This is a genomic window from Vibrio splendidus 12E03 (assembly GCF_000272105.2).
Classification (GTDB): domain Bacteria; phylum Pseudomonadota; class Gammaproteobacteria; order Enterobacterales; family Vibrionaceae; genus Vibrio; species Vibrio splendidus_I.
The window spans coordinates 42016-60079 of the sequence record NZ_AJZD02000077.1 but is presented as its reverse complement, the minus strand read 5'-3'; the positions used below and the strand labels follow the sequence as shown (position 1 = coordinate 60079).

General features: G+C 44.6%; 16 protein-coding genes. 7 read left to right on the top strand and 9 right to left on the bottom strand.

Annotation, left to right across the window (positions count from 1 at the left end; all coding sequences use genetic code 11):
* Positions 1 to 424: 424 nt before the first annotated feature.
* Entirely contained in the window at positions 425 to 1351 is a 927-nt protein-coding gene (speB, locus tag A142_RS07280; RefSeq protein ID WP_019821906.1) for an agmatinase, read from the bottom strand.
* Positions 1351 to 3258 (bottom strand): arginine decarboxylase, encoded by a 1908-nt coding sequence (speA, locus tag A142_RS07275; protein WP_032545418.1) that lies wholly within the window; start codon positions 3256 to 3258, stop codon positions 1351 to 1353. Before speA ends, speB begins: the two co-directional genes overlap by 1 nt.
* 561 nt (positions 3259 to 3819) lie before the next feature.
* Between speA and A142_RS07270 the strand changes: the two genes are divergently transcribed.
* The 4 genes from A142_RS07270 to A142_RS07255 all read left to right on the top strand — a co-directional run bounded on the left by A142_RS07270 (position 3820) and on the right by A142_RS07255 (position 9290).
* A complete protein-coding gene (locus A142_RS07270) occupies positions 3820 to 5256 on the top strand; it encodes a coniferyl aldehyde dehydrogenase (protein ID WP_019821902.1) in 1437 nt (478 codons plus the stop codon).
* Complete coding sequence (locus A142_RS07265) at positions 5253 to 5831, top strand: TetR/AcrR family transcriptional regulator (RefSeq protein WP_019821901.1); 579 nt, start codon at positions 5253 to 5255, stop codon at positions 5829 to 5831. The genes A142_RS07270 and A142_RS07265 overlap by 4 nt, the downstream gene beginning before the upstream one ends.
* A 531-nt stretch (positions 5832 to 6362) precedes the next feature.
* Positions 6363 to 7937 carry an ABC-F family ATP-binding cassette domain-containing protein gene (locus tag A142_RS07260; protein WP_019821899.1) on the top strand — a complete coding sequence of 525 codons (1575 nt, stop codon included), beginning with the start codon at positions 6363 to 6365 and terminating at the stop codon, positions 7935 to 7937.
* A 114-nt stretch (positions 7938 to 8051) separates the two neighbouring features.
* Positions 8052 to 9290, top strand: coding sequence for a leucine-rich repeat-containing protein kinase family protein (locus tag A142_RS07255; RefSeq protein ID WP_019821897.1), 1239 nt, complete (start codon positions 8052 to 8054; stop codon positions 9288 to 9290).
* Positions 9291 to 9431: 141 nt separating this feature from the next.
* Here A142_RS07255 and A142_RS07250 read toward each other — a convergent pair whose 3' ends face one another.
* From A142_RS07250 to A142_RS07220, 7 genes are all read right to left on the bottom strand, one after another.
* Positions 9432 to 9881: a hypothetical protein gene (locus tag A142_RS07250; RefSeq protein ID WP_017103784.1), complete on the bottom strand. Its 450-nt coding sequence runs from the start codon at positions 9879 to 9881 to the stop codon at positions 9432 to 9434.
* Between the two features lie 68 nt (positions 9882 to 9949).
* Positions 9950 to 10264 (bottom strand): N(4)-acetylcytidine aminohydrolase, encoded by a 315-nt coding sequence (gene yqfB, locus A142_RS07245; RefSeq protein ID WP_019821894.1) that lies wholly within the window; start codon positions 10262 to 10264, stop codon positions 9950 to 9952.
* Between the two features lie 210 nt (positions 10265 to 10474).
* Positions 10475 to 10828 (bottom strand): 50S ribosomal protein L20, encoded by a 354-nt coding sequence (gene rplT / locus A142_RS07240; protein ID WP_004733517.1) that lies wholly within the window; start codon positions 10826 to 10828, stop codon positions 10475 to 10477.
* Between the two features lie 42 nt (positions 10829 to 10870).
* A complete protein-coding gene (gene rpmI / locus A142_RS07235) occupies positions 10871 to 11065 on the bottom strand; it encodes a 50S ribosomal protein L35 (RefSeq protein WP_004738430.1) in 195 nt (64 codons plus the stop codon).
* Between the two features lie 104 nt (positions 11066 to 11169).
* A complete protein-coding gene (infC, locus tag A142_RS07230) occupies positions 11170 to 11721 on the bottom strand; it encodes a translation initiation factor IF-3 (RefSeq protein WP_076654893.1) in 552 nt (183 codons plus the stop codon).
* A 2-nt stretch (positions 11722 to 11723) separates the two neighbouring features.
* Entirely contained in the window at positions 11724 to 13652 is a 1929-nt protein-coding gene (gene thrS, locus A142_RS07225) for a threonine--tRNA ligase (protein WP_016768282.1), read from the bottom strand.
* Between the two features lie 387 nt (positions 13653 to 14039).
* Complete coding sequence (locus A142_RS07220) at positions 14040 to 14783, bottom strand: sporulation protein (protein ID WP_019821887.1); 744 nt, start codon at positions 14781 to 14783, stop codon at positions 14040 to 14042.
* A gap of 181 nt (positions 14784 to 14964) precedes the next feature.
* Here A142_RS07220 and hutC point away from each other — a divergent pair, with 181 nt between their 5' ends.
* From hutC to hutG, 3 genes are all read left to right on the top strand, one after another.
* Complete coding sequence (hutC, locus tag A142_RS07215) at positions 14965 to 15678, top strand: histidine utilization repressor (protein WP_019821885.1); 714 nt, start codon at positions 14965 to 14967, stop codon at positions 15676 to 15678.
* A gap of 113 nt (positions 15679 to 15791) precedes the next feature.
* Positions 15792 to 17042, top strand: coding sequence for an imidazolonepropionase (hutI, locus tag A142_RS07210; protein ID WP_029405422.1), 1251 nt, complete (start codon positions 15792 to 15794; stop codon positions 17040 to 17042).
* A complete protein-coding gene (gene hutG, locus A142_RS07205; RefSeq protein WP_019821880.1) occupies positions 17029 to 18057 on the top strand; it encodes a formimidoylglutamase in 1029 nt (342 codons plus the stop codon). Before hutI ends, hutG begins: the two co-directional genes overlap by 14 nt.
* Positions 18058 to 18064 lie beyond the last annotated feature (7 nt).

The following is an 18064-nucleotide window of genomic DNA, read 5'->3' as shown; positions in this document are numbered from 1 at the left end:
ATCTAAGCATTCACTTTAGTTTGTTCATGGACTAAGCAAAAGTTTATAGGGTGCTGATTTATATGCAATAAAACGCACAAATTAATTACACCTCAAATTTTTATAAATATATACAGTAATAAAGTTGATAAATCATTAGGATTTATAGGCAATTAATAAGGTCGAGATATACCTAAACCCCAAAGAAGAACCAAATCCCATATTTGAGACAAGGTTCAGCACAAAGCTGATGAGAAACTGTTCAAACACCGTATATGGCGCCAATTACATATACAACTATTAGAGTATTGAATGGGTATGCAGTGGCAATGAGTAGAAGTTGCAAATGGATATTTCGAGGTATCCCAAAAAAAGCCCACTAAGTTGAACCTTAGTGGGCTTTAAAATCAGTATATAGCGTTATGCTGTTAGCAATGACACACTATTATTTAGCGAGGCGGTTCGCCGTCCAAACGTAAAGCAGCTCGAGAGCAATCGTCGCACCAGCCAATGCTGTAATCTCGCTTTGGTCATACGCTGGAGAAACTTCTACAACGTCCATACCAACCATGTTGATGCCTTGTAGGCCACGGATGATTTTCAGAACTTTATCTGAATTCAAACCGCCGCATACCGGAGTACCTGTACCCGGAGCAAAAGCAGGATCCAGACAATCGATATCAAACGTTAGGTAAACTGGCTTATCACCAACAATGCCTTTTACTTGAGCAATGATCTCGTCTTCGCTCATGTCGTTCGCTTGCATCGCGTTAATAACGTTAAAGCCGTGTCCTTCCTGCTTGTACTCTGTACGAATACCAATTTGCACTGAATGTTCAGGCGAAATTAAGCCTTCATTTGGCGCATGGTAGAACATAGTACCGTGATCGTAACGACTGCCCTGACTGTAAGTGTCAGTGTGCGCGTCGAAGTGAATCAGAGCCATCTCGCCATATTTCTTACCATACGCCCTTAGCAAAGGCAGTGTAATGAAGTGATCGCCACCTAAACCTAACAGAGTTTTACCACTATTCAGAATCGCATCAGCAGCCGCTTCTAAGCGCTGAGTAAGGTCTTCTGCATCACCACAATCAAACACAAGGTCGCCAGCATCAATGACCGAGGTGTGTTCAAATACATTGAAGTCCCAAGGGAATTTTTTACCTTCCCACGCCAAGTTAACTGACGCACGGCGAATCGCATCCGGTCCCATACGTGCACCCGGTCGACCAGACGTCGCCATATCTAACGGCGCGCCTAACACAACCACATCAGCATCGTTATCGATTGGGTTTTGCACCAATGGACGACGCATAAACGTCATCGCATTGGAGTACAGCGAGTAATCTGGTTTCGTAAATAGATCGTTCATTAAAAATCCTCAAGATAGGTGTAACCCATCAAGCCTTGCTCTAACTCTTCAAGTACGCTTTGCTGCTCTTGCGCTGGTACTTTCGCCGTTACCAATTCTTTGTAGTTCTGACGAATTAGGTCCATATCGATATGAACATAACGCATCATGTCTTCAACCGTGTCGCCTTCGTTGATGTAGTCAATGTTCGCTTCTCCGCTCTCATCAACGTTCACCACCACACTGTGCGTATCACCAAATAGGTTATGCATATCACCCAAGATCTCTTGGTATGCGCCTACTAAGAAGAAGCCCATCAGGTAAGGTTCGTCTGGATTCCATGCTGGAACTGGCAACGTTGTTTCAATACCTTGGCCGTCAACATACTGATCGATCGTACCGTCAGAATCACATGTGATATCCAGTACAACAGCGCGTCGCTCATCCGCATTGTCCAAACCACTTAAAGGCAATACAGGGAACACCTGATCGATACCCCAAGCATCTGGCAACGATTGGAACAACGAGAAGTTCACGAAGAACTTATCAGCCAAACGCTCGCTCAACTCATCCAAAATAGGACGGTGGTAACGGTTCTTAGTGCTCATTCGAGAGCTAAGTTCGTAGTTAATGCGCAAAGACATCTGCTCTGCCCAAGCACGGTGCTGAAGGTTCAGCATACCCGTCGCAAATTGGTTGTGTGCTTCTGCGATATCACTTTGCGTGTCGTTGTAGATCTCAATCAGCGCACGGTCATCATTACCTGCATCTAACTCCAAGAAGTTCTTCCACATGTTGTTTAGCAACAGTGGTGCGTCTGCTTCTGGCGCAGCCATGTCTTCCGGTGAGTAGCTTTCAGTACCAATCACGTTGGTGATCAACACAGCATGGTGCGCAGTCAGTGAGCGACCAGACTCCGAAATAATCACAGGTTGTGGCTGATTGTAGAGCTTACAGATATCCCCTACTGTCATCACAATATTGCGAGCGTACTCAAGCAAGCCGTAGTTCATTGAGTTTGAAGACTGGCTACGTGTGCCGTCGTAATCCACCGCCAAGCCGCCACCGACATCGAGGTACTTCAATTGAGCACCGATATCGCGCAGTTCACAGTAGAAACGCGCCGCTTCGCTCACGCCATTTCGTACATCACGAATATTGGCCATTTGTGAGCCAAGATGGAAATGCACTAACTCTAGAACATCAAGTTGCTCTTCTGCTTTCAAGCGTTCAATGACAGTCAGCACTTGTGATGCAGACAAACCGAATTTCGATTTCTCACCACCACTTGCTTGCCATTTACCTGCACCTTGAGAAGCAAGACGAATACGTAAACCCAAACGAGGTTTTACGCCAAGCGCTTTTGCTTCAGAAAGGACAAGATCAAGCTCTGACAACTTCTCTAGAACGATAAATACTTTGTGGCCTAGCTTTTCGCCAATCAGCGCAAGACGGATGTATTCTCTGTCTTTGTAACCGTTACACACGATCACAGAACTCGCTTTTTGAGCCAGAGCCAATACCGCTAATAGTTCAGGTTTACTGCCCGCCTCTAGTCCTAGCTGCTTTTGCTCTAATTGAGCTTGGCTCGCTAAGATCTCATCAACCACTTCTTTTTGTTGGTTAACTTTAATCGGATAAACAAGTAGGTAACGATTGTCGTACTGATATTCGTCGATCGCTTGGTTAAATGCGTTACAGATATTGTGCACACGTTGATGCACTATTTGAGGAAAACGCACAAGAGCAGGTAAACCAATATTTCTTTGCTCTAACTGTTTTACGATCTTACTTAGTGGGACTTGATGATCCGTCTCGCTCGGTGAAACATACACCTCACCGTTGTCATCAATTCCATAAAAACCTTGGCTCCAGTGCTTTACATTATACTCAGCACGGATGCGTTCCAAATTAACCGAATTTTCCAATTCTAGAGACCTCACACTATAGGGCCATCGACAGAAGATACCTCTTTGGAATAGCGAGGTATAACCCAACAAAAAACGTTCAAAAACGATTTGTTGGCTGCATTAACCGATATTATTAAGAGCGAGTCCAACCATTGATATTTGTGGTTACGATTACGTTTTTTTATCGACAGATCGACTTAAAGTGACAGGTAAGGAATTACAAGGTTTTAGGCCAAAAAACAGGCTGAAGCGCATTAGATTTAAAGCACTTTCTAACAAAAAATCAGATGAATAAAATACCAAAGGCACATAAAATTCTGGGCTAATCTGGTGATGTTAAGTCAGAGTTTTGACAAATATAAGCACTTCACAATCTGAACTCTCGCTATCACCAACACAGCTTGTACCCCGCGATTCAATGCCGATTAACACTTCATTCTTCCAACTAAAAGTCGCTCACTTCAATGTTGTAACCGCTCAATAATTGAACTTTTCTCGCACATATCTTGTATTCGGTTCGATCTTCTTGTAATTTTAACTGACCAACCAATCGGTCAGCCTTCGAATTTAGGGGATACTATGAGCCATAATCTAGACCTTGAACCAAACACGTCGAGCACCAACGACATGGATCAAATATTCAACCGACAAAAAGATCACTACCGCAATAACGTTAATCCTACGCTTGAGCAGAGAAGAGAAAACCTCTCAGTACTAAAAGCGTTGTTAATGCGCTATCAAAAGCAATTGATTGAGGCAGTATCTGAAGATTATGGCCATCGAGCAAAGCACGACAGCTTGATTGCTGATATCACCCCTTCTCTTCACCAGATCAATTACAGCGTGAAGAACCTTAAGAAGTGGTTGAAGCCATCACGCCGCAAAGCTGGTTTGATGCTAACGCCAGCAAAGATCACTGTTCATTATCAGCCAGTGGGCGTTGTGGGCATCATTGTTCCTTGGAACTTCCCAGTCATGCTCTCTTTAGGCCCTCTGATCACAGCGTTAGCAGCCGGCAACACGGCGATGCTCAAGATGTCGGAGTTTACTCCAGCAACCAACCGAGTTTTAAAAGCGATGTTGGCCGAAGGCTTTAGTGAAGATCAGGTTGCGATTATCGAAGGTGAAGCTGACGTTTCCGCTAAATTTAGCCAACTGCCGTTTGACCATATCCTTTTCACAGGCTCAACCGCTGTGGGTAAACACGTTATGAGAGCAGCGGCTAACAACTTAACACCAGTTACCCTGGAGTTAGGCGGCAAATCTCCAACCATCATTGCCCCTGATTTTGATGTAGCTGACGCTGTTGAACGTATCCTGTTTGCAAAAAGCTTAAACGCTGGTCAGATATGTGTAGCGCCTGATTACATCTTATTGCCGCGAGAAAAATCGGACGAGTTCATCACAGCCTATAAGCGTTATTTCAAGAAGCTTTATAAAGCCGGTATTGAGAGCAAAGACTTAACCTCAGTGATCAACATGCGCCAATACAATCGCTTGAAAGGTGTCATCGAAGACGCACAAGCCAAAGGCGCGGTTATTCACACGGTAACCGAGCAAGCACAAGACGACGTGAACCACAGAATGACGCCGCACCTTCTCACCGAAGTGAATGACGACATGGTGGCAATGCAAGAAGAGTTGTTTGGCCCTGTGCTTCCTATCGTGCCTTATGATTCGATTGAAGAAGCAATAAGCTACATCACAACCAGAGAACGCCCACTGGCTCTGTACCTGATGAGCCATGATACACAGACCCAAGACCAGTTTTTATCGAATACGCATTCTGGCGGTGTTTGTATTAACGACTCGCTAGTGCATGTGGCAGCAGAAGACGCGCCGTTCGGTGGCATTGGCCCTTCAGGCATGGGACACTATCACGGCATTGAAGGCTTCAAGACCTTTAGCCATGCCAAAACCGTTCTAAGCAGAGGAAAAATCAACTTCACCAGGTTAATGCATCCTCCTTACAACAACCCAATCAAGAAACTGATGTTCAAAGTACTCAATAGATGATCACCAAAAGACAAAAAATCCTAGATGCTGCACTCTTGCTATTCTCTCAACAGGGGCTAGAGGGCACATCTACTGGACAAATAGCGAAAACAGCTGGTGTGGCGAAAGCGACGCTGTTCCACCACTTCGAAAACAAATCTCTATTGATTGATGAACTGTTTCGCGAGCTGAAGTTAGAGCTATTCTCGACCCTTCAACCGCACACTGATGTGGCAGTAGAAGATCGCTACCAAGCCTTTAAGTTCATGTGGTTCTCAGGGATTGAGTGGGCATTAGAGAATCCAGTTGCGATGAAGTTCTTCACCAATGTTCATTTCGACCCAACGACTCAAACTCGAGAAATGATTGTTTCACAGATGTTCGCATCGTTAGACGAGATCATTTTGAAAGGGCAAGAGGATGGGGAATTAATGGTGTTAGACATTAACCTTGTGAGGCACTTCATCCATAGCCACTTTCTGATTTGTGCAAACTGGCTGATTGAACAAAGCGAGTCTCCACCAGAGCAAACATCGAAGTACATCAACGATAGCTTTGATATGTGTTGGCGCGCCGTTGGTGGGCAAAACAAGTAGCTTTAGCTTTAAGCCCAAGGCTCTAAGCTCTAAGCTCTAAACTCTAAACTCTAAACCCAAAGATATAAGTTCTAGACTCAACTTACCTCCAATAATGATCACTAAAGCGCCACACAGGCGCTTTAATTATTTGGATACATTTTAATCACATCACCATATTGACTTTAAGCACTCTCTTTCAGTAACATCCCACCATCATTTCAAAAGAGAATAACGCCATAATGAAGTACTAACATCCTGACATCCGATTTATTTTTATAAAAATCATTTGGACACTCGGGGTTAGTGGGCGTTACTTCGTCATCTATTTTCGCGACAAATCAAGTTCTTAAAGATCCGTATTTTGACAACATGTATCTTGCAGAACTGTACCTCAAAGACAGAAATTATCTCAGCGCAGCTTTTCTATCTTTGATTGGTCATCTACCTAAGTAACGTCTTGGCGATCTATTCTTAGACTCCTATGTTGGAGTCTATGTAGAAAAGCGCCTCACCCCTTTTACTCGTTTACACGTAAAGGGAGGTATTTTTATGCCTACTATATTAGCCAACAATCTCTCATTCCAGCTCGATACTGGTGAGTGGTTATTCAAAGACATCACCTTTAATTTGAGCACTCGCCTCACCGGCCTAGTCGGAAGGAATGGGGCTGGAAAGTCACTACTTCTTTCGTTACTGATCGGGCAAAAACAGCCCACAACAGGCAGTATTTCGCGCCAAGGTTCGATCGGCTTTTACTCTCAGTTGCCATCAACGCTACTGGATTTCGCCACCACCATCGCTGACTTCTTAGGGCTCACCGAAAAGTTAGATGCATTAAAAGCGATAGAGCAAGGTAGCTGCGAACTGCAGCACTTCAATATCGTTGGAGATGATTGGGATTTAGAGACACGTACCCAGCAGTTGCTAGGTACACTCAAAATCACTAGTGATTTGAACACGCTTTGTTGCTCTTTGAGTGGTGGGCAACTTGCCCTGTTACAGCTTCATCGGCTATTCGTATCAAATAACGACATACTGATCCTCGATGAGCCGTCGAATCATTTAGACAATGACGGGCGTAGCTGGTTAATAGAACAGTGCCAACAATTTGAAGGCAAAATACTGATGGTTAGCCATGACCGAAACCTGTTGAGGCACATGGAAGGGATCTACCACCTCCACAGTTTGGGGTTACGTTTCTATAAAGGAAACTACGATGACTACTTCAAACAAATGTCGAGCCAAAATGAAGCATTGGACAAGCAGATTACGCATCACCAATCCGAAAAGAGACGACTTGAACGCCAAGCTCAAGCCAATAGAGAAAAAGCACAACAGCGAGAGGCGCAAGGAAACCTACTGCGAAAGTCAGGCAGCCAACCCAAGATATTATTGGATGCGATGAAAGATAAAGCCGGACGAACGCAAGGAGCATCAGCCATTAGTCAAAATAACTTAAAGGAGCAAAATCAAGATAAGCTTCAGTTTCTTAAAGAACAGCAAGAGCAACTGAAACCTCAGGCCTTGTATCTACAGCAGAGTAATAGCAAGAAGAAGAACGCGCTATTAACAGTTGAAGATTGCCGACTTGAGTATGGGGCTGGTACTACTATCCACTTTTCTCTGTCACAAGGTGAACGCTGTTATCTAACCGGTGCAAACGGTTGTGGTAAGTCGACACTGTTGAAAGCGATTCACAACGAGCACTCGAACTACACTGGCACCATCAAACGCTTAGGATCTACGGTGTACCTTGATCAACACTTTGGTTTGTTGGACACCCATAACACCATGTTCGATAGCCTGATGGCACATAGCTGTAGCATGACGGAAAGTGACGCTCGAACCTTGTTAGCTGGTATTGGATTTAGGCGAGACTCCGTCTACCGCAAAGTAGCTCACCTAAGCGGTGGAGAGAAAATGAAACTGGCGATGTTGATCGTCAGCCATAAACAGGATTCGCCATTACTGCTGCTCGATGAACCAGACAATCACCTAGACATCGACTCAAAGCAAATATTGGCGTCGGCTTTGCGTGAATATCAAGGCGCGTTCATCTTAGTCAGTCATGATGCTGATTTTATAGAGGAGGTCGGCGTAAGCCAAAATCACATACAACTTTAAACTTCGTCAATTCATTCAATAAGCTTAGTTAGGCGAGCGTCGTTCCGGTGCTCGCCTTTCTCGATTGAGACAAGTACACTACGCGCCTCGAACATCTACTCATAAGGCTAAGGTTTGCATACTCTAGAACAATTAAAATCAGGGCAACTAAAAGGTATTAAGCGCTTAAAACTGTCAGAAGGTCTCACCGAATTTCCATTAGAGATCTTAGAACTCGCCGATTCACTAGAGATTCTGGACCTTTCAGGAAATCAGCTGTCGGATCTTCCACAAGAGTTAACACAGCTGACTAACCTGCGTATTATCTTTGCGTCGAATAACCTATTTACACACCTTCCTGATGTTCTTGGTTTGCTTCCTAAGCTTGAAATGGTTGGATTTAAGACCAACCAAATCAAAACAGTGAGTGAAGAGTCCCTACCCGCACAATTGCGCTGGTTAATTCTGACCGACAATGCCATCGAAGTTCTGCCTAACTCACTAGGTGAAAGACCACGACTGCAAAAACTGGCACTCGCAGGCAACCAGCTTCGTGCTTTACCTGAGAGCATGGAAAAGCTATCTAACCTCGGACTGGTTCGGTTGTCTGCAAACCAACTGACTGAATTCCCAGAGTTCCTTATTAAACTACCAAAGCTTGCTTGGTTAGCCTTTGCGGGGAATCCGTTTTGCAAACACCCTAGCAGCTTAGATAGCGTGCCAGCTGTGAGTTCTCAATGTTACTCATTGAATCAAGTGCTTGGCCAAGGTGCATCAGGCGTGATTTCTCATGCAAATTGGTTAAACAGTGATTTTGATTTCCCTCAGGAAGTGGCGGTTAAAGTATTCAAAGGCGAAGTGACAAGCGACGGTTACCCACATGATGAACTGGAAGCGTGTCTTCAAGCTGGTCATCATAACAACCTAGTGAAGTCTATCGCCCAAGTTGATGAAGAGAACTACCTAGCATTGGTGATGGAGCTTATCCCGAGCAACTTCTACAACCTAGGTTTGCCCCCTACTCTTGAAAGCTGCACTCGTGATACATTCAACGAAGGCTTTAAGCTTTCAATTTCTCAGATCAATAGCATTACCGAACAGATGATTGATGTGTTTGAACACCTTCATGCCAACAAAGTTTGTCATGGTGATCTATACGCACACAACACTTTAGTGAATGAGCAAGGTCAGATGATCTTTGGCGACTTTGGAGCGGCAACTATCTACGACTACCTAACTGAAGAGCAACAGCAAGGCATTCGCCGAATTGAAGCACGTGCATTGAAGTACTTTATTGAAGACCTACTGACGGTTTGTGCAAAGCAAGATCAAGACAGCGAGCTTTATAGTCAACTAGCGAACTTCAAAGCTTAATGGCTTAACTGAATAGCTTAATGGCGTGTTGATTGGAAGTAATCGGTCGAATTGAAAACAACAAAGCCAACATCACTGTTGGCTTTTTTATTCTTGGAATATCACTTATTCTAATGGACAAGCAAGGTCGGCTAAAAGGGATTAACGCTCAGCCTGCACCAATTTCAGATACGAATGCAGCTCACCATTTTTATATTCCACCGCAGAGTGAATATTGAGATCAGCACGAGCCACAACAGTAAACTGGTAGCGATTCTCGCCCTTCAAAATCTCGACGTGTAACAACCCATCTTTTAGTTGCCACTGCCCTGTTGTTTCAAATCGATCGAACAAACGATATTCAATCAGAGAACCGTCAGCATTGAAGTGTACTTCAGTGATGTAACCGCCGGGGCAACTCTTCACCCAAACTCGATTCTCGATATCACTGACAATGAAGTCACGCTTTGTATCACGCCACGCTAGAAAGCCTTCGCTATCATAAAGAGCAATGTCGAGATCAGTTCTAGAGATTAACGGCTGCTCATTTTGCTCACGACAATAAAGTTGGAGAAAAATTTGCTGAGCTGCACCATTCTGTAATTCACTCATTGTGACTTCCCTTTCTCATTGCTCTGCGTTAGACGCTGTATTGATCAACAAATTCTATTTAAAGCGGACTACACAAGCTCGTAAGAAACCACATACAGCTGAGAGATACCCGGGTAGATATCTTGAATCACGTCTTTCAGTACTTGCAGCGTCATGTTCTCTTGCTGAGCATGGAACTCACCTAAGTCATCAAACAGGATTGGTTCTACGCTGATGATTTTAAGATTACAGAATACACGCCCCTCTTCTAACGTTGATACTTCTACAACGCTACCAGGTTGGTAATTGCGCTCAGATTCATCGCGAATGGTAATGGTTTTTTTGCCAGAAAGGATGTCAGTTTCAAAACGTTCGAAGAACGTCATAGTGGTAGGTGCGGTCATTTATCTCGGTCGCTTAACATTTAAAGGTTAGGTAGATGTTTATATACCAGAATGCTTGTTCAAGCGAATAAAAATTAGATGCGGAAGTTCATCTCGTCATTCCCAAGACTGACGAAGGAAGGAGTTGGGAATCTTTAAAAGCCAAATTACAGGCAATAAAAAAGGAGAACCGAAGTTCTCCTTTTCTTAAACCTTTAAGCTAACTCTAAATTATAGAGATGCTTTCGCTTTTTCAACTAGAACAGCAAATGCTGCTTTGTCGAATACTGCGATGTCAGCAAGAATCTTACGGTCGATCTCGATAGATGCTTTCTTAAGGCCATTAATGAAACGGCTGTAAGATAGACCATTTTGACGAGATGCCGCGTTGATACGTGCAATCCAAAGTTGACGGAATTGACGTTTCTTGTTGCGACGGTCACGGTAAGCGTATTGACCAGCTTTGGTAACTGCTTGGAAAGCTACGCGGTAAACACGTGAACGTGCTCCGTAGTAACCTTTAGCTTGTTTTAGAACTTTCTTATGACGTGCACGAGCTTGTACACCACGTTTTACGCGAGGCATTATGCTTCTCCTAAACTAAACGAATTTATAAACTAAAAAGAATTAAGCGTATGGCATCATACGTAGAACTTGAGCAACTTCACATTTAGGAAGGATCGAGTTCGGACGTAGCTGACGCTTGTTCTTAGTAGTACGCTTAGTCAGGATGTGACGTTTACCAGCGTGCTTAAACTTAATACCACCAGCAGTTTTCTGGAAACGCTTAGCAGCACCTTTGTTGGTTTTCATCTTAGGCATGATGAATAACTCCGCATTGTTGAGTTGTTAATAACATAGTAATTAGGGCGAATAAAACCCCGCAACCTGAGGCTGCAGGGTTCAATTACTTGCAAAGCCGTTAATTACTTCTTTTTAGGGGCCAACACCATGATCATCTGGCGACCTTCAATTCTCGTTGGGAAAGATTCGACTACTGCAAATTCTTCAGTATCCGCTTTCAAACGATTAAGAACGTCAACACCGATTTCTTGGTGAGCCATTTCGCGGCCACGGAAGCGAATTGTTACCTTCACTTTGTTGCCGTCTTCTAGGAAACCAGTCAGGTTGCGTAGTTTTACCTGATAGTCTCCAATATCAGTTCCAGGTCGGAATTTAATTTCCTTGATCTGAACCTGCTTTTGCTTCTTCTTCTGCTCTTTCGCAGCTTTGCTCTTCTCGAAGAGGAACTTACCGTAGTCCATCACACGACAAACTGGCGGCTCGGCGTTAGGGCTGATCTCTACAAGATCCATACCAGCTTCATTTGCAGCTTCCATCGCTTCAGCGATTGATACTACACCAACAGCTTCGCCGTCTGCGCCAGTTAGACGCACTTCACGAACGCCACGAATGTCACCGTTTAAACGGTGCTGGTTTTGTTTGGCCGGTTGTTGGCCACGTCTTCCGCCTTTAATAGCTATTCCTCCAGATTGAGCTTACGGCTTGAAACCTCGGCTTGGATGTATGAAATAAAGTCATCCACTTTAAATTTGCCAAGGTCCTTACCTTTACGTGTACGTACTGCAATTTCGCCGGCTTCCATTTCTTGGTCACCACACACAAGCATGAACGGTACACGTTTCAAAGTATGTTCGCGGATTTTAAAGCCAATCTTCTCATTTCTCAAGTCTGCTTTGACTCTAAATCCACTTTTTTGCAGTTTTTTCGTAATTTCTTGTACATATTCAGACTGTTTGTCTGTAATGCCCATTACAACTGCTTGTTCTGGCGCCAACCACGTTGGGAAGAAGCCAGCGTATTCTTCAATAAGAATACCGATGAAGCGTTCTAGTGAACCTAAAATCGCGCGGTGGATCATAACTGGCGTGTGACGCTCGTTATCTTCACCTACGTAAGTAGCACCTAAACGTTCTGGTAATGCAAAATCGAGCTGCACTGTACCACATTGCCAAGCGCGGTCCAAACAATCATGCAAAGTAAATTCAATCTTAGGTCCGTAGAACGCACCCTCGCCTTCTTGAATCTCGTATGCAATGTCCATTGCCTCTAGCGCTTGCTTAAGGTCAGCCTCTGCACGGTCCCACATTTCGTCTGAACCTACACGCTGTTCTGGACGAGTAGATAGCTTAACAACAATGCTTTCGAAGCCGAAAGTTGTGTAAGTATCGTAAACCATTTCAATACAAGCTTTAACTTCTTGTTGAACTTGGTCTTCAGTACAGAATACGTGTGCATCATCTTGAGTAAAACCACGAACACGCATAATGCCGTGAAGTGCGCCAGACGGCTCGTTACGGTGACATGAGCCGAACTCAGCCATACGTAGCGGCAGATCACGGTAAGATTTCAGGCCTTGGTTGAAGATTTGAACGTGACCAGGACAGTTCATTGGCTTGATAGCGTATTCACGGTTCTCAGAAGAGGTTGTGAACATTGCTTCAGCATACTTATCCCAGTGACCAGAGCGTTCCCAAAGAACACGGTCCATCATTAATGGGCCTTTAACTTCTTGGTAATCGTACTCTGTCAGCTTCTGACGAATAAATACTTCTAGCTCACGGAAGATAGTCCAACCGTTGTGGTGCCAGAACACCATGCCTGGTGCTTCTTGCTGCATGTGGAATAGGTCAAGCGCTTTACCGATTTTACGGTGGTCACGTTTAGCCGCTTCTTCTAGGCGCACAAGGTGAGCTTTAAGCGCCTTCTTGTCGTGGAATGCAGTGCCGTAGATACGTTGAAGCATCTTGTTGTCACTGTTACCACGCCAGTAAGCACCCGCTACGTTAAGTAGAGTGAAGTGCTGGCAGAAGCTCATGTTAGGTACGTGTGGACCACGACACATATCGATGTATTCTTCGTGATGGTACAGGCCTGGACGATCGTCTTTAGAAACGTTCTCGTCCAAGATTTCAATCTTGTAAGTCTCGCCGCGAGCTTCGAATGCGTCGCGCGCTTCCTGCCAGCTAACTTTCTTCTTAACAACCTGGTACTTGGTCTTCGCTAGCTCTTTCATACGCTTTTCGATCTTTTCTAGATCTTCTTGCGTTAGAGAATGCTCAAGGTCGATATCGTAGTAGAAACCGTTATCGATAGTAGGACCGATCGCCATTTTCGCTTCTGGAAAAAGCTGCTTAACCGCGTGGCCTAAAAGGTGAGCACAAGAGTGACGAACGATCTCAAGACCATCAACTTCATCTTTAGCTGTGATGATTTCTAGGCTTGCATCGTTTTCGATAAGATCACAAGCATCAACACGCTCGCCATCTACACGACCAGCAATGGTTGCTTTCGCAAGACCAGGACCGATTGATAGGGCAACATCTAGAGTTGATACAGGGTTGTCAAATTGACGCTGACTACCGTCAGGAAGAGTAATAATTGGCATTATTTGTCCTTTACAGTGGTGTTGCACACCAAGCAACACATGAAAATGTTTAATATATGTCTTTCAATCAACTAGTACGCTGATTGGGGATATATGCATAATAAATATACCCACATAGAAGCAAATACAGATGCCACATTTGTGAGTAGCCGAACATTGTAACGAAATAATATAAAATGACAATGTTAGTCCCACAGCGCCACAAAAACTGCATGACAATAATGTCTCTTCTATATAAACGCTTCTAGCATCCTAACCTAGTGTTCAATGATTGATTCTTTACGTTTACCTACAAAACAAAAAAAGCCGAACTAAAAAGTTCGGCTTTAGAAATCGTACTGTCTTGTCTCTACTAATAGAAAGAGTAACTAATAACAGAGAGAGCAACTACGCACTCATGATTCTTGATACAGCGTTGCGAATGTCTGAGTCAGCCGCGTTTGCTGGTAAGCTGAATGAGATGTATTGGTCGCCACGGAAGCTCATTGAGCGATCGATTTCTGCTAAGCAGTGAACCATTGAGCCTTCAACGATGAATGACAGCTCGATCTCTTTATTATTCATGAAGCCGCCGCTGCGAAATTCAATCTCTTGGTAACAGCCCGAACGAGATGCAAAGCTGTTTCCTTTCAAGAAGCCCTTCTCTACGTCTGCTTTAACCATAGCCATGCCCGATGCTTCAACACCTTGAATGATTTTAGCGACCGTTGGCAGTGGGTGTACGGAGATAAAGTCGCGATCTTTAGGGTCCATCGCGAAGCCGATATCTAGGTTGGTTTCTACCCACACATGACATTGATTCATTTGTGCGTTCAATGCAGTGACTGGCGTTTCATCATTCAACTTAAGACGGAATGGCACCAGTTTAGTTTCGCCCGGTTGGATAACGAAAGGCTCTACAGCTTGAATACGACCAAGAGAAAAGGTTTCGTAGCTAGTGCTGTCTTCAGTTTCGACTTTCACTTCTGTGTTGAGAACTAAGTTGATCAGGTCGATTTGTTGCTCAACGTCGCCACCCATGATGTGAACATTGCCAGACAACTCGCCACCTTGGAAAACGTCAATATTATCTAAGACGGTATCGACCTTTGCCGCACCGATGCCCAACGAGGCCTTTAATTTCTTAAACATATTATTTCCCTTTCTAATTATCTGATTTACGAATAGTTATTGCGTGACAATTTGCGACACTTGCCCCACAGAATCAAGACATTTGCGCTATCTATGTTGAATAAGGTCACATTGCCTGAGGAAATGTTGAAATCGTGAAAAAATCCGTTACTCTATTTGTATAGTCAAATAAGGTTTCATTATGTCGAAAGCGCCGCTCTACCTTCAGATAAAACAGTTCATAGACGACAAGATTAGCAATGGTCACTGGCCAGTCGGTTATCAAATTACGACGGAACTCGAACTCACAGAGCAGTTCAATGTGAGTAGAATGACGGTCAATAAGGCCATTCGAGATCTTGTGTCTGAAGGCAAGCTAATTCGGAAACCAAGGCTAGGTACTTTTGTGTGTGAGCCAGAGGAGAAAGCACAGTCTCCCCTGCTTGATATCAACAACATCGCGCAAGAGATCAAAGACCGAGGTCAAACGTATACTAGCCAAGTGATCAAGCACGATAGTATCAAGGCTGATGAAAGCACCGCCACACGGTTAGGCGTGATGATCAATGCAGAAGTCTTCTATAGTGAAATCATCCACTTTGCCGACAATATGCCGATACAGCTAGAAGCTCGCTGGGTGAACTCTCAAGCCGCTCCAAAATATCTAGAGCAAGACTTTTCAACCTCTACGCCCAATGAATATCTTTCAAAAAGTAGCCCGTTGAGTGCTATCGAGCACACGGTTGAAGCTATTATTCCAGACTCGAAGATCAGAACGTCACTAAAGCTATCTGAATCAGAGCCTTGCCTTCTTCTTAATAGAAGAACATGGAGTAAAGAACGGCTCATCAGCTTTGCATTGCTCTACCATCCCGGCTCTAAGTACAAATTAAGCTCCAAGATACTTCTAGATTAAAGAACATCATCCTGCTCGCCGATCACATTTTTGCAACATCAACTTGATTCGGGTCAGCGTTTAGCCTATTTATTTGTATATACATTTAATGTTTAGCAAAGATCTAGGTGATTATGAATTTGATCCTCAAAAACGCACGAGTGGTCTCCATGAGTTCGGGAGCCGATGGTTATCAGCCCTCTTCCCCTCAAAATATCGTTATCGAAAACGGTAAGATCGTATCCATCTCTTGTTCAAACCACGAGGCACTTGCTTCTGAATTAGAACAAGTAAGTGTTGATGGTTCTTTGGATTACGTCACCTATGACTGCAAAAACAAACTCGTCACCCCTGGGTTAATTGATTGCCACACTCACCTTGTATTTGCAGGTAATCGTGCCAATGAATTTGAGCAGCGTTTGAATGGTGTGTCTTACACCGACATCGCCAAGCAAGGCGGCGGCATTCTAGCGACAGTAACCGCGACCCGCGCAGCGCAAGAATCCGAACTGGTTGAAATGGCTTTGCCTAGACTCGATGGCCTGCTAAGAAGTGGCGTAACCAGCATCGAAGTAAAATCTGGCTATGGTTTAACGCTTGATGATGAACTCAAGATGTTACGCGCAGCTAAAGCGTTAGAAAATCATCGCCGAATTAAGATCACCACCACTCTCCTTGCTGCCCATGCTGTACCACCAGAATATAAAGAACAACCGGACAGCTATATCGATCTGGTTTGCCAAGAGATCATTCCTAAAGCTGCAGAGCAAGGACTCGCCGATGCAGTTGACGTGTTCTGCGAATCTATCGGCTTCAACCTAGAACAAACCGAACGCGTATTTGCAGCGGCCAAAGAACATGGCCTCGCGATTAAAGGCCACACTGAACAACTTTCTAATATGGGTGGTAGTGCGCTTGCAGCTAAATACGGTGCTCTCTCTGTTGATCATGTTGAATACTTAGATGAAGCCGGAGTCAAAGCGCTGGCGGAATCAGGCACAGTTGCAACCTTATTACCCGGTGCTTTCTATTTCCTAAAAGAGACTCAACAGCCACCTATTGCCCTACTTCGCGAACACAACATTCCAATGGCGATAGCGACCGACTTAAACCCCGGTACTTCTCCTTTTGCTGACCTAACGTTAATGATGAACATGAGCTGCACCCTGTTTGGCACAACGCCTGAAGAAGCACTGCGTGGCGTGACGTGTAATGCTGCGGCTGCCATTGGCGACTCACAAACCAAAGGCAAAGTCGAAGTGGGTTATGCCGCAGATTTAGCTATCTGGAATATCGAGCACCCTGCCGACTTGAGCTATCAAGTCGGTGTTCCTCATCTGCATAAACGCATTGTTAACGGCGAGGTGTGTCATGACTCAATCTAAGTCCAACGGCATCCAAGAGAACGTAAAAACCGTACATAACTTTGTGTGGACTGGGCGTAATGATCTTGAAGATGGCGCACTCGGTACTCGCGTTCATCACATTACCAAGCAAGTGCAAAGTAGTGATTTAAGTGACGATCTGACTGACAGCGCTATCGCCTTGGTGGGCTTTGCCAGCGATGCCGGTGTCGCAAGAAATAAAGGACGCGTGGGCGCGAAACAAGCACCCAACCTGATTCGCCAAGCGTTGGCTAATATGGCTTGGCACAGTGACGCACACATCGCAGATATTGGTGATATCGAGTGCAATGATGGCCAGCTCGAAGTCAGCCAAAAACAGTGTGCTTCTGTTATTGCTAATGCTTTATCAACCAACAAAGTGATTACCCTTGGCGGTGGTCACGAAGTGGCTTGGGCTTCTTTTCAAGGTCTCGCTGAGCACCTAAATAACATTCAATCAGAACACAATCCTAAGATCGGCATCGTTAACTTTGATGCTCACTTTGATCTTCGTGAATTTGAAAGCGAAATCGCCGATATTAAACCGAGCTCAGGCACGCCTTTTAACCAGATAAGTGATTACTGCCACATACATCAATGGCCGTTTCACTACGCTTGCCTTGGTGTGAGTGCAGCCAGCAATACCAAAGCGCTATTCAACAAAGCCGACCAACTTGGTGTGTGGTATGAACACGACCGCAACATGACCCAAGCGAACCAAGTCGCTCAACTGGCAAAGTTACAAAAATTCATCGCTGCGTGTGATTACCTCTATCTCACCATTGACTTAGACGTATTCCCTGCGGCGACTGCGCCGGGTGTCAGTGCTCCAGCAGCACGAGGCGTGAGCTATGAAGCGCTAGCGCCTTTTCTAGAACAGATTTTTAAACACAGTGAAAAACTCATTATCGCGGACATTGCGGAATACAACCCAGACTACGACGTCGATGGCCAAACGGCTCGATTAGCGGCTCGTTTGTGTTGGGATATAGCTTCTGCAATGGCCAACGACTAATCCAGCT